This is a genomic window from Stutzerimonas azotifigens (assembly GCF_013522725.1).
Taxonomy (GTDB): domain Bacteria; phylum Pseudomonadota; class Gammaproteobacteria; order Pseudomonadales; family Pseudomonadaceae; genus Stutzerimonas; species Stutzerimonas azotifigens_A.
Genome location: NZ_JAAMRF010000010.1, coordinates 73,806 through 87,109, shown reverse-complemented (window position 1 = coordinate 87,109; position 13,304 = coordinate 73,806). Strand labels below are relative to the sequence as shown.

The window sequence follows — 13,304 nt, the reverse complement described above, 5'->3', positions numbered from 1 at the left end:
ATCGCCTCCGAGGTTAATGATGCCTAAGGTTGGGTCATCGCAACCCGAGGAGATCCGCCATGATCATGCTGAGTTCGCTGACTGACCATTGTGCTGATAGCTGCTTTGACCCTGATATTGGGTTTGGCTAGCGTTGCCTATGGTGGTCAGCCGGACTGATATTCCGCCATGCCATTACGCTGGGCCTTTTCTAAAACGACGTAATCATGCATCTGTCTTTACTGTGTTTATACCCAAGCGCTGGCTTACAAGGTGGCATTCTTTTTCGCCATCTACTCGTCTCGTTTGTCGGCTGCGCCGCTTTTGAAAACTGTATGGGGCACCTATGAGTGTTGATATGTATCGTCGTCAAGTTGCCAGCGTTCGTGACGCTCTAGCAAAGCTATCGAGCCTGAAGGCCAAGGAGTCGCAGAAGGCGGCTGATGCGGGGAAAAAATCTCTTGCTGCTGGATCTGCCGCCAGCAAAACCAAACAGTTATCTACAGCTACCTCCAAGCTTAAAGAAGCCACCCGATATGCAGATTTGCAGGCGAAGCATTTGGTTGAAGTTGCCAAGCTGGAGAAGAAAATTGCCGCAGAGCAGAAAAAACTGGCAACAGCTGAGCTGCGTGTGGAGAGCGAAGAAGCGAAGGTGCTGAAGAAAAGAAATATGGAGCAGCAAAAAATGCAGGAGGCGCAAAAACGGCAATTCCGAGAGGTAGAGTCCAGCCTGAAAACGCATGATTCTCTGCACAGGGAAACTGCTGCCCGCATTGATAAGTTGGCTGCGCTGCCCGAGGAAATTAAGGTTGCCTTCTTTGCGACTGATCCAGCGACAGCCTCTGACCGCAGGCTATTGCTGGATGAAGAAGTACGTGAGATTCACCAGAAAATTCGACTTTCGGATCATCGTGACGCGGTTAAGCTTGAGTCGAGATGGGCGCTGCGTCCTGCAGAAATTCTGCAATACATGAACGAGCTTAAGCCCACGATTGTGCATTTTAGTGGGCATGGCAGCGATCAGGATGAGCTCGTTCTTCAAGACCGAAACGGCGACGCTAAGCTGGTTTCGATGGCGAGCATTGTCGCCACCTTTGAACTTTACGACTCGGTTCGGTTGGTTTTCTTTAATACGTGTCACTCGTTCAACCAGGCGGCCGCATGTACGCAATATGTGGATGCAGCAATTGGCATGAATCAGTCAATTGGCGACGAAGCTGCCCGCGTATTTTCAGCGCAGTTTTATTCGGCTATTGGCTTTGGCTGCTCAATTCCGGCTGCTTTCAAGCAAGCTAAGACAGCGTTGATGCTTGAGGGCATTTCAGAGGACTCCACTCCAGAGCTGTACCTGCGTGATGGTGTCGATGAAAGCGACCTCATATTGGTTAAGCCTAGGACTCAGTGATAAAGCCATCCCTGCAGCTCATCCAAGTTCACCACCACAATCTGCTGCGCCGTGGCCTTGGTATGCACCTTGGTCGTATCGATCTGATAGCGCTGCAGGACGTACTGCACCAGCGCGCCTCGGGTCTCGATCACCAGGCGACCATCCTGCATGGTGTAGTCGGTTTCGATGATGGTTTTTTGCTCGGGTTTCAAGCGTGAGTCAGGTTCGATAATGACCTGTACCTTAGTGCTCCAGCCAGGATCTAGCTCGCGCGTGTATTCGGTTTCGTCATCCATCAGCTCGGGTACGCCGCGAAAGCGGCTCAGCACAAAGTCCCGGTAATCGCGGTTTTTCTCGCAGTAGGCGCGCAGGTGCCAGCGCATGCCGGTGTAGATCAGCGTGTGCGGTGCGATCAGCCGAGTTTCCACCTGAGGCGTATTGAACGACACATACTCACACTCCAGACGTAGCCCGGCCCTGCATGCCTTCAATAGAGGGCGCAACACTTCAGGGCGCACCGAGCGATCCGGTACTTGCAGCACTTCGGTGTGGGCGTAGGCTAGAGCTAACCCTTCCACATGCGGGGCGCGGTCGTGGCTTTGGCTGACCAGGTGCAGATAAGCGCTGGCGCTGTCGTCGATGAATAACGGTTTGAACTGCTTGCTCGGCACATACCCCTTCAAATGCTTGTCATATTCGAGGTTCTGCGGCGCGTGGTCATTGATATAGGTGTTGATGTCTTTCGACGCCTGCTGGCGGCTGATGCCAAAGCTCTGCATCAGATGGCCCGTGGTCAAGCGGCCTTCCCACCATGCTACTGTTTCGATCAGGCGGTAGCGTAGGGCCAAATCCCAGCGGATGGATTCAATCGACTGTTTTCGTTTCATTGGCTCTCCACCTGCTCGAAAACTTTACCTGTACAGGTAAACACTCTAGATGAGTCGCTTAAGCTTACATATCGTGAGCGCTGTGCTCAATGAGAGATCTGCGCGGTTCTCCCTTGGCGCACTTGATCCATAGGTTTTTCATTCGATTGAATCGCTCTCTTCGAGGGAGCCCCGCGAGGGTCCTGATTTGGTGATTCATTTATTGAAATGCCTGAGGGCTAACAATTTTCACAAGGAAGTCGATTTTGTCGTCTGTCATTTATAGCTATCTGGCAAAAGTTCAATCACAGCAGCCCATCAACTTTGATGCGTTGATCGCAAAGCTTGTGGCTGCAGGCGTTGCGCGAGAAGACATCAGTCGCATTTTTTTGGCCAAGAAGCTTAAAAAAAATAGCTATCACGTCGAAGTGCTTCTTACGGCAGCCTTCGATGAGCTTTTGATGAGGTTCAGGCCATCGGATGTTGGAGGCCGAGTCGGAGCTGCTATAGACGGCAATAGCCATCGTGTTGGTGTATCCGAATCGTTACTGATATTTCGCTCTGCTCGGCATCGGCATCCGACTGTGGCGGTAACTGAGGCTGGTGAATGGGTGCTGCCGAGGGTGCTGGGCAGGGTGGGGGTTATTGTTGAGAACCTGGAGAATTTCCTTCGAGTCGATGAAACGCTGCCTTTCATTGCTGGGATTTTGGCTGTTACAGCCAGTGATATTGAGCTGATCTCCGGTTCGGGCAACCAGGTGACTAACAGGCTGAATGCCAACGTACTGAGTCAGTTCGATGAGCTGTATTGCTTGTTCGATGTGGACATGGGAGGCCTACGGATGTTCGCTTCTTTGACAGCCTTACTGCGTGAAAAGCCTCCCGTATTCCTTGTCCCCCCTGACGTGAAAGAGCGTTTGGTTCAGTCCAAGTACGCTTTGACCGATCAGCAGCGGCAGGAGGTCATTAAATATCAAGGGTTGTCATCTGAAACAGATCAATTGATCCAGTTTATGCGTGATAGCAGCAGAGTACTTGAGCAAGAAAACTACTTGGTACCTGTAGTACTTGAGGAGCGCCCATGAGCATCGAATCCATGTTTCACGAAGCCTTCAAAATGAAGCAGATCGTGCTGATTAATAGTGGGGCTTACTGCTATACGAAGGTTCGTATCGACCAACATACGGCCTTGCTCGGCGATAACAACAAGGGCAAGACCTCTATGCTCAATGCGTTGAAGTTCTTCTTGTTGCCCGAAGAAAATCTCCACAATTGTGAGCAAAAGTTCAGCTTTAAGAGCACAAAAGGCCACTACGGCCGAGATGCGACTTTTGGCTTCTATTTCCCCGAGCGAAACTCCTTCATGGTTCTTGAAGCGGAGAATCCGCACGGGGCGTTCTGCATCATTCTTAACATGGGCACCAAGCAATACAGCTATGAGCGTACTGCTGTGCCAGTGCCATATTCGAAAATCGAGCACCTGTTCTGGAATCATGAGTCCAGCCTCAATGGCGGCATGGGGGCACCGATTGAAGGTTTGTCGACTTCACAGATTGAGCCGACCCTGAAAAGGCTAGGCGCTGTGGTGATCAAGGATGTGGCTAATATCAAGGAGCGAATCTACAAGCACCAGCCGACACGCCCAGATGCAGGTCGCTTCTGTCTGCTACCGCTCAAGAGCGGTGGCAGCCAAGCTCGTGAGATTGATGCCTGGAAGCGCCTGATTCACCTGGCTTTCGACATTGCAGCCAAAGATAAACGTACTCTGCCGGACACCATCGCTACGATCATTGAGGGCAGAAAAGATCGTACTGAGGCCGAACTGAACGTCAGCCTCATCGAAATTCTATCGCGCTACGAAACCCTCAGCTTGGTAAAGAACCGACTCCAGGTGATTCGCAACGGACAGCCGTATTGGGAGCGTTTCACCCAGAACTTCACCGATCTCCACGCCCAAAGTTCGGATCTGATGAACTTGTTGTGTGACGTTGAGCAGAGCATCAACGAGCAGGGCTCTGCCTACCTAGACGCGCGCATGCAGTGCTTTGCAAGCTACAGTGCGGTCAAAGAAAGTGCTGACAACCAGCGTGAGCAGGCGGTTAGTAAAAACACCCAGCTCAAGGAGCTGAAAGGCGCAATCGGCGAGATCAAGAAGAGCTACGACCGGATCAAAAAAGACTCCATCGACCTCTCAACGGCGATGCATGGCTACGCTTCTATGACACCGGAAGAGATTGCTGCCGCACTGGCGGGGCAGGTCGAGGAGGATCGAGCCGACATAAACGCCCTCAAGGACGATGGCGAGTTTCGTCGTGAGTTCGAGCAGCTAACACGCGAAATCAATAACGGCAGCCAGAAGGTCAAAGACCTTGAAATCCTCATCGAAGGGGCGAAGCCGTCACTTCTGGATCTGGATCAGATCCCCACCCGCACAGCTGACATCCTCTACTCGCTGAACCAGGAGGTCTTCACCGGCGAGTGTCCGCCATTGCTCGAGGGTAACATCGAGACGATCAGCCGTTTCACCGCGCTGTTTAATGAGCAGGATGGTTCGCTCACGTTCCTGAGTAGTCCAACTCCAGTCCCGGTCAAACATTACGATGCCGGAAAGCTGCTACAGAGCCGTAAGGAAGAATTAGCGTCTGTTCAGAAACGCCTTATTCAGCAAAAGCGCCGCGCCAGTGATCTTGCCAATAAGACGAAGATGTCAGTTGAGCAGATCGAAAGCACCATTGCGGCTAAACAGGCTCAGATCGAGAAGGATGAACGCAACATTGCCCTGTTGAAACGTCATGAATTCATTGAGCAGGAGTTCGTGCGATTAGAGCGGGAACATGGCGAGGCTACCGAGCGGTTCGAACTTCTTGAGGCCCGCTGCCTTGAGCTCAACCTGCAACTCGACGAAGCCAACCGTCTGGTTGACCAGGCCAGAACAGCATTGGAAGCCGCTAAGGAACGTGAACAATCCATGCTCCGCTGGAGCAGGACGGTCAACGACATTCTGCATTCGCGTCTGGAGTATTTGAAAACCGGCTACCAACGTGCAGAGCGTCAGGAGGTCGTGGTTACTCAGGAGTTGATGGATGCCATCGAAACCCGCAGTCAAGCTATCAGCCGTAGCTTCAACCAGATTAAGTCGCTGGTGTCCGATCTGTTAGTTGCGGTTGCTCTAGACGACGATGCCGAGCATGCCCACCGCAGTGCAGTAAGCCTGGAAACGCTTAGCAATTTGCATGAGAAGTACAGGGTTCTCTATGGTCGTCTCGATATGGAAGAGAACAACCATTTCAACCAAGTGGTTCAGCATAACGATGACACCATGATCCAGATTCAGTCGATCAGGCACGCACGCACCCTGATTAGTACTTTTATCAAAGAGATCGAGAATCACCTGTCGTCAATCAAGGTCTCTAACCTAACGGCTGTGGCAATCGACTGCCAGCTACATCCCCAATTCGACGAGCTGCTTAAGACCGTAGACTCTGTGAATCTGACCGGAGGCGAGCTACCACCACAAGTCCTCTACGACCGCCTTGGTAAATTCTGTACTCAGTTCGTCGAGTCTGATCAGCGTCGGGATGCAACCCTGAATATGGCTCGCCTGATCGTCAGCGTCGATTACCGTGTGAAGCTGCAAGGCAGCGATGAGTTCACTGTCGAAGCCCAATCAACCGGCACCTCAGTGATGATTAACTGCCGTCTGCTGGCCTTCCTGCTTAAAGAGTTGCTGCAAGCCGACACCAAGGTCAGCTTGCCACTGTTTATCGATGAGCTGTCCAACCTCGACGACAAGAATCTGCGTTCGGCCCGCGACATTGCTGACGCGGATGGCTTCTGTGTGTTCGGGGCTACGCCTGGCCTAACCTCCGGGATCAGCAAAGTGTTGGGCAACTACATGAATCTCGACTACTTCAACGCAACTGACCAGTCCTACAGCCCGAACCGGACGATTCTCTATACCGGGGTCAGTGAGTCCTTGATCGCCCTGGTGCCGTGAGGCAGTTGAGCCGGCTCTTGCTGCCGAAGTAGAGGCGTAGAGGATCTGATGGTCGTCAAAACGGACGTTGCGCTGATCAACATGATCCAGAACAAGGGGGTTTTCCTTGATCTGATTGATCACATGGACAAAGTCGGTGAGGGAGAGGAAGTTCGCATTGTCATGTACCAGCAGAAGTTACGCGCCCTGTTGGATTCTGTAGCACCGCTGCCGAGCACGCGGGTTGTGCGCGAGGTGCCGGCCGAACGGCGCAAACTGGAAAGCGCTCTTTGCATCGAAAACCTTGAGCGTGTCGGTCTGGTGATTCAGGTAGACAGCGCCCGTGGAGTGATGGTTTTTGCCCCGTTCGTGATCGAGATGTTTCGACACTTCGATGGCACACGTCTGCGGCATTTGAACAGAGCCGATTATGAGTTGATCCGGGCCTCGTTCAACCGGCTCTACGAGGTTTTCATCACTCTGCCATCTCTGAGCCGCGAAGACATTGGGTTTCAGGAGCAGATAAGTGTGCTGCGTAAGGAAATACGCGCTGCAACCGCCAAGATGAAGGAGTGCGTGGATGCGCTACAGGGCAGGCTCCAGCGACTCGGTGAGATCGTCGATCAGATGCGTTATGACGTCATCGATGAGGTAGCTAAGGCTCAGGAAGCCCTAGGCGAGATCAATAGCATTTACCTGCGCAACATCCTGCCAGCCTTGCAGTTCCTGGGCGAACACACTGACCTAAAGGGGACTAAACCTGCCCTTACGGCCCTGACCTGCATCGGTGATCAACTGGCTCACTATGGGCACGATAAGCTGGCCAGCTCAGTCTATTACTCCGTCGAGTCGATTCGCTCATACAGGCATGACATTTCGATCATTAGCGGTTCGTTAATGCGCTATGTCCAGCAGAGTGAGGCGCACCGTCGGGCCTATGACAAGATTGAGCAGGCTTGGAATCGTCTCTATGGGGGCGTGCGTGAGCTGCATGATGGGAGCTTGAAAGACAATATTCTGCCCAGCACACACCCAGTATTCGCCCGTCTGAACACCTACTCCGGGCTGAAAATGCGAGTGTTCGAAGCAAAAGTTGAGTGGTCAGACGCTAACCAGCGCCTGACTCTGGCAGAGCATCTGCGCACAACACTGCCCAACATCAAGATCAGCAGCGGAAAGATCCACCAGCTCAGCGGGCAGACCAACGAGTCGGGCGAGCTCAAGCGTCGGCGTGATGCTCGCTTGTTGGCAATCGGTAATCTGGTCGAAGAATGGGAGCCACGGCTCACTGATGACGCCCACGTCGCCATGCATGAACACTTGAAAGACCGTCTAAAAGGGTACGAGTTGACCGATCTCCTAATGTCGGTGGGCTGGCTGCGCAAGCGAGAAGGAATTTACCTCATCCCGCACTACCAAATCGGCAACCTCGCAACTGACAGCGAGAGCCTGAGGTACTACAAGCTGCAAGTGGAGACTGAACATGCTTGACCACGAAACTTCGCTGCCGGTTGCGCATGCAAAAGTGATGAATCGAAAGCTGTCGGTAGAGCTCTATGGGCAGCTCATGTACGGGAAGATGATCAACCGTACCGCCTCAGTTGACGGGGTTTTGAAGTCAAATCCGTACTTCGAGGAAGTGCTAAATAATTTCGATCATTACCGCAATCTCTACGACCTGATTGGGTATGAGCTGGTCATGCGTGATGGCTTCGCCTTCATCCGCACCAGCGATGGTACTGATGCCAAGGATGACCTGGCGCGCAACATCCAAGGCCTGCTACTCGTGCTGTTTCGGGGAACATTGGAGCTGGGCTTCACAATGGACGTGCTACTGAAAGATGCGGCAGGTCTGTCGAATATCCATATCGAAGAAATCGGTAAGGGGGAGGATAAGGCAGAGGTGCTGATGGCGTGTGGGATGAAAAGCGGTGTGCTGATGGAGCACATCAAGAAGCTTGAAACACGTGCCATTGCATACCGAAATGGGAAGGGGAATTTAGTGCTATCGGAATCCGGTGCTGCTTTTTTCAATGATCTCCTTGGTGAAGGCGACCTCGACGTTTAGGTGGGAGCTAGTCAGCCCGAAAACCATCATCAAATGATTGCCACCCTGTATGTAAAATGCACTGAGATGGACTGCGGCATGAGCGGTGGGACATTGCGTTTACGCCTGCGCGGTGCCACTGCTGGCTATGTGCTCGCAAATGGAGTGTCGACTGCTCGCCTGATCATCGGCTGCGTGATCCGGGATACTGCCGTTGGCTGAAAGACCCGCTGCTGCTCTACGGAGTGGAAACGGCGGTGTTGGCTCCGGGTTACCGAACAGGGTGAGCAAGTAATTCCACGCAGACATTGATTAATCACCCTTGGCTCCGTTGCCTCTGATGGTCGGGGTAAGGTCGTTAGGTTCTCTTAGCCTGCCATTGCAGGAAGGCCTCAAAAAAAAGGATTTGTTTTCTCAATGATCTACAGCCCTTACCAAGCCAAGTATTTTGCTCATTTCTTAACGCGTGAAGGCATCGGTGCCGACGAGTCTCTGACCCAGTCCTTGTCCTCAGCTCGTGTGGATCTGAACCCACACCAGGTTGATGCGGCTATGTTTGCCTTGCGTTCGCCCTTATCCAAAGGCGTGCTGCTGGCAGATGAGGTAGGGCTTGGCAAAACCATCGAGGCGGCGTTGGTGCTCAGCCAGCGTTGGTGGGAGCAGCGCCGAAACCTTCTCTTGATTGTGCCGGCCTCTCTTCGCAAGCAATGGGCCACGGAGCTGCGTGAAAAATTCTCGCTGCCCTCGGTCATCCTGGATGCCAAGCGCCTTAAAGACTTGGCGGCCAGCGGGCAACCAGATCCCATTGGACGCAAGGAAGGCATCATCATCGTCTCTTACGAATATGCCGCTCGTATTGCCCATCAGCTGCAAAAGGTTGCGTGGGATCTGGTCGTGTTTGATGAGGCGCACAAGCTGCGTAACGTGTTTAAGGCCGCTAACAACTCCCGAGCAGCCGTCTTGCGTGATGCCTTGCAGAGTCGTCAGAAGCTTTTGCTGACGGCAACGCCGTTGCAGAACAACCTGATGGAGCTGTACGGCCTCGTCACCATCATTGATGAGGCTTACTTTGGTTCGGAGCAGGCCTTCAGGGCCGAGTTCGGCGGTAAGGGTAACCTTGCTGCTATGACCTTACTGCAGCATCGTTTGGAGCCCATCTGCAAACGCACCTTGCGGCGTCAGGTCCAAAAGGCTGGATTGATCAACTACACCAACCGCTTGCCGAAAACCTTTGACTTTACTCCCAGCAAACTTGAGCTGGATCTGTACGAGTCAGTGTCGGCGTACCTGCAAAACCCCGGCACCATCGCCCTGGGTAAAAATGGCCGTCACCTGGTTACCTTGTCCTTACGCAAGATTCTGGGTTCATCCACATTTGCCATTGCCAAAACCTTGGACAAGATGGTCAACCGCCTGCAAGCCAAGCTAGTGGTTGATGACGACACCCTAGATGATCTCGATGGCTTTGCTGAAGACGCTGAGGATTGGCGCGATGCTGGTCCTATCGCCGCAACCGAAGCGGATGCTGTCGAAGACCATTCGGATGATGATCTTGATGAGATTGATCCGAAAAAGCTTCAGGCCGAGATCGTCGAACTGACGCATTACCGGGATATCGCCACCTCAATTAACGATAACGCCAAAGGGCGAGCGCTCTTGGAGTGCTTGCCCATCGTTATGGCTGAGATGGAAACCAAAGGCGGTCAGCGCAAGGCCGTGGTATTTACCGAGTCCGTGCGTACCCAGGCTTATTTGCGTGATCTTTTGGAGCAAAACGGCTTTGCTGGTCAAACGGTAGTACTCAACGGCTCAAACACTGATAAAGACAGCGCAGCCCTCTACAAAGCCTGGCTTACCAAAAATAAAGGCACTGAGGTTGTCTCCGGCTCTAAAACTGCCGATATGAAAGCGGCCATTGTCGATGCTTTCAAACATGACCGCTCCATCCTCATTTCCACGGAGTCCGGTGCCGAAGGTATCAACCTGCAGTTCTGCTCGCTGCTAATCAACTATGACCTGCCCTGGAATCCCCAGCGGGTTGAACAGCGCATTGGCCGTTGCCATCGCTATGGGCAAAAGATCGACGTTACGGTTATCAACTTCCTTAATCGCAAGAACCAGGCAGAGGAGCGCATTCACCAGCTCTTAGAGCAGAAGTTCAAGCTTTTCGAGGGTGTGTTTGGCTCATCTGATGAAGTGTTGGGTGCCATTGAGTCTGGTGTGGATATCGAACGGCGCATTCTGGAGATCGTCCAGACCTGCCGTTCGAACGACGAAATTAATGAGGCCTTCGATAGACTGCAGGAAGAGTTCAGTGTCGAGATTGATGCGGCCAAACAGGCTGCACGCAACCAAATTTTGGCTGAGATGGACGAAAAGGTGATTGAACGGCTGATGAGCCGTAAGGAAGGCGTTCATGCCGCCCTCGGCGACTTCCGTAGGGCTCTGCTGACCCTTGCCCGCGCCGAACTGCCCGAGGCCCGTTTTCACGCGGATCATGCCGAACGCTTTGATTATCAAGACAGCACCTGGTCTACCGAATGGCCTGAGGCAGAAGATAACGGCTGGCGCTTCTTCCGCTTGGGCGATGGAGGATTGGCCGACCAACTGGTGGCGCAGGCTAAAGCGCGATCAACTCCCGTCGCCGCGCTTGAGTTTGACTACAACGCTTATGCGGGCAACCTGGCGGATGTGGCCAGCTTGCGTGGGCAATCAGGCTGGCTGCGCCTCTCGCGACTCACATTACAAACCCCCGCTCGTACCTGGGATGAGCTGATCTGCGCAGCCTTCAACGATGACGGCAGCATGCTTGATCCGAGTACCGCCGAACGCTTGCTACACATTCCTGCCCGAGAGCTTGGCGCACCGATTGGGCAGTCCCCTGAGGCTGAATTGGCGGGTGTTACTGAGGCGCGGCAAACAGCCCTTGTCGGCCATGCCCAAGAGCGGTTGGGTGAGTTTCTTAATGAAGAAGAAGATCGTCTGGATGCGTGGCGTAATGACGCCCGTGTGGCCTATGACCAGCAAATTAAAGAGCTTACTAAGCAGGCCAATGAAAAGAATAAGCTCGCCCGTGCAACAACTAATCTGGCCGCCAAGCTGGAGCTACAGCACGAGGCGAAAGCCCTAAAGCGCAAGGTGGATGACCTGCAACATCAACTCTATACACGCCTGCGTGAAATCGATAATGAGCGTGAAGCTATGCTCGACGTCACTGCCGAACAACTTAACCTAACGCCACAGGTGGACCACCTGTTTACGATTCGATGGAGCCTGATCTAATGGCCGGCAAAACCAAACTTGAACTGACCTGGATTGGCAAAGACGATCGCCCGCGCTTAGAGCCGCGCATCCTGATTGAAGAACCGGAGTTTTCCTATCACGCCGAAACACGGCGTGAGGGGGATCATTTCGACAATATGCTGATCCATGGGGACAATCTACTTGCACTAAAGGCGCTGGAGACTGAGTCAGGTGTTCGAGGTGAAGTTAAGTGTATTTACATAGATCCCCCTTACAACACCGGGAATGCATTCGAGCATTACGACGATGGCCTTGAGCACTCTCTCTGGCTGTCCCTCATGCGAGAGAGGATTGTCTGTCTGCACAATCTATTAGCGAATGACGGTTTCTTATGCGTACACATTGACGACAGTGAGGGGCATTACCTGAAGGTGATGCTCGACGAGATTTTCGGACGAAGCAATTATCTCACCACGATTTATGTGCAGGTTCGCTACGCACAAAAAACCCTCAAGCAGGACATGGATTTTCACAAGCAAATAGAGATGATTCATGTCTATCGTAAAGCATATGGTGCAAAACCCTTTCTTCAACGGGCAGCCACAAGCGATGAAAAATTTTGCTTTTACATTGATGAAATAGGCCCCGGAAAACAAACAGCCCTCGGTGGAAAGAGCGTCACTATTTTTACACCAGAAGAATACCGAATTAGGTCGGGGGAGCCCTCGGAGGACGGTTTAAAGGAAATCTGGGCTACTGGAAGCATATTGGACGGAAACTCTTCAGGTAGATTCTTTCGAGACTATCTAGCCGGTCGTGCATCAGAAGACGGTCTTGGTGCGCTGTATAAAGTAGAGGGTATCGGAGATGACAAGTTCTCTCATCGCTATTTCTCTGGCCCAAAGCGCGCTAGTGCCACTAAAGGTAAGTATTACCAAGGCATTCCGTTATCAAAAATAAATCAGAAAGACAGCACGATGCCGATCGAAAACTTCTATGACTTAGCTGGGGCATTCGGGAACTGTCGCCATGAAGGAGGGGTTGAATTTCGAAGCGGTAAAAAGCCTGAGGCGTTATTACGCATCATACTGGAGCGGTTTTCACAGCCTGGGGATCTGATTATTGACTCCTTTGCAGGCTCTGGCACAACAGGCGCTGTTGCCCAAAAAATGGGGCGCCGCTGGATTATGGTTGAGCTGGGTAACCACGCTAAAACCCATATCGTGCCGCGCATGCAAAAGGTCATCGATGGCAGCGATAAAAGCGGCGTGACCGAGTTTGCGAATTGGAAAGGTGGTGGTGGCTACCGCTTCTTCAAACTTGCACCTTCGCTTTTGCAAAAAGATAAATGGGGCAATTTGGTCATCAACAAGGATTATCAGCCGGAGATGCTGGCGGAGGCCATCTGCAAGCATTTCAATTACACCTACGCGCCATCCACCGAACTCTACTGGATGCACGGCAAGGCCACTGAAAACGCCTTTATCTACGTGACCACAAACAGCTTAACCTTTGATCAACTCAAGGTCCTTTCTGATGAGGTGGGGGAAGAGCGCAGTCTGCTGGTTTGCTGCATGGCCTATGAGGCCGCAGGCGATAACCTGATGAACCTAACCCTCAAGAAAATCCCCCGTGTGGTTCTGGATCGTTGCGAGTGGGGTAGAGACGATTACTCCCTAAAAATCGCCGCCTTGCCTCTGCAAGACGAAGAGCCCGAAGACGAAGACACCACGCTGAAGCAACCAAAAAAAATTAAAGCATCGGTAGCGCAGAGCAGCCTATTCGATGGTTCTGAGGAAAACTGAG

The 13,304-nt window shown here is 52.5% G+C and carries 8 protein-coding genes and 1 pseudogene; 8 read left to right on the top strand and 1 reads right to left on the bottom strand.

Annotated features, from left to right (window positions below):
• The first annotated feature begins 325 nt into the window (after positions 1 to 325).
• Entirely contained in the window at positions 326 to 1,384 is a 1,059-nt protein-coding gene (locus G7026_RS18325) for a CHAT domain-containing protein (RefSeq protein WP_181072352.1), read from the top strand.
• Here the strand turns inward: G7026_RS18325 and G7026_RS18320 are convergent.
• Complete coding sequence (locus G7026_RS18320; RefSeq protein ID WP_181072351.1) at positions 1,378 to 2,253, bottom strand: helix-turn-helix transcriptional regulator; 876 nt, start codon at positions 2,251 to 2,253, stop codon at positions 1,378 to 1,380. The two genes, G7026_RS18325 and G7026_RS18320, sit on opposite strands and share 7 nt — an antisense overlap.
• Before the next feature lie 245 nt (positions 2,254 to 2,498).
• Between G7026_RS18320 and G7026_RS18315 the strand changes: the two genes are divergently transcribed.
• From G7026_RS18315 to G7026_RS18290, 7 genes and pseudogenes are all read left to right on the top strand, one after another.
• Positions 2,499 to 3,317, top strand: a complete 819-nt coding sequence (locus tag G7026_RS18315) for a hypothetical protein (protein ID WP_181072350.1) — start codon at positions 2,499 to 2,501, stop codon at positions 3,315 to 3,317.
• Positions 3,314 to 6,229, top strand: a complete 2,916-nt coding sequence (locus G7026_RS18310) for an AAA family ATPase (RefSeq protein ID WP_181072349.1) — start codon at positions 3,314 to 3,316, stop codon at positions 6,227 to 6,229. The genes G7026_RS18315 and G7026_RS18310 overlap by 4 nt, the downstream gene beginning before the upstream one ends.
• A gap of 48 nt (positions 6,230 to 6,277) precedes the next feature.
• Entirely contained in the window at positions 6,278 to 7,699 is a 1,422-nt protein-coding gene (locus G7026_RS18305; RefSeq protein WP_181072348.1) for a hypothetical protein, read from the top strand.
• On the top strand, positions 7,692 to 8,276 hold the full coding sequence (locus G7026_RS18300) for a condensin complex protein MksE (RefSeq protein ID WP_181072347.1): 585 nt from the start codon (positions 7,692 to 7,694) through the stop codon (positions 8,274 to 8,276). Before G7026_RS18305 ends, G7026_RS18300 begins: the two co-directional genes overlap by 8 nt.
• 60 nt (positions 8,277 to 8,336) lie before the next feature.
• Positions 8,337 to 8,542, top strand: a pseudogene (locus G7026_RS22675) (WYL domain-containing protein); the annotation flags it as partial.
• A 130-nt stretch (positions 8,543 to 8,672) separates the two neighbouring features.
• Positions 8,673 to 11,537 (top strand): SNF2-related protein, encoded by a 2,865-nt coding sequence (locus tag G7026_RS18295; protein ID WP_181072346.1) that lies wholly within the window; start codon positions 8,673 to 8,675, stop codon positions 11,535 to 11,537.
• Positions 11,537 to 13,303, top strand: coding sequence for a site-specific DNA-methyltransferase (locus G7026_RS18290; RefSeq protein ID WP_181072345.1), 1,767 nt, complete (start codon positions 11,537 to 11,539; stop codon positions 13,301 to 13,303). The genes G7026_RS18295 and G7026_RS18290 overlap by 1 nt, the downstream gene beginning before the upstream one ends.
• The last annotated feature ends 1 nt before the right edge of the window (position 13,304 follow it).

Bases quoted from the DNA above. Each gene is read 5' to 3' on its own strand.
- G7026_RS18305 (WP_181072348.1), top strand. From the start codon at position 6,278: ATGGTCGTCAAAACGGACGTTGCGCTGATCAACATGATCCAGAACAAG.
- G7026_RS18320 (WP_181072351.1), bottom strand. From the start codon at position 2,253: ATGAAACGAAAACAGTCGATTGAATCCATCCGCTGGGATTTGGCCCTA.
- G7026_RS18310 (WP_181072349.1), top strand. From the start codon at position 3,314: ATGAGCATCGAATCCATGTTTCACGAAGCCTTCAAAATGAAGCAGATC.
- G7026_RS18325 (WP_181072352.1), top strand. From the start codon at position 326: ATGAGTGTTGATATGTATCGTCGTCAAGTTGCCAGCGTTCGTGACGCT.
- G7026_RS18300 (WP_181072347.1), top strand. From the start codon at position 7,692: ATGCTTGACCACGAAACTTCGCTGCCGGTTGCGCATGCAAAAGTGATG.
- G7026_RS18290 (WP_181072345.1), top strand. From the start codon at position 11,537: ATGGCCGGCAAAACCAAACTTGAACTGACCTGGATTGGCAAAGACGAT.
- G7026_RS18295 (WP_181072346.1), top strand. From the start codon at position 8,673: ATGATCTACAGCCCTTACCAAGCCAAGTATTTTGCTCATTTCTTAACG.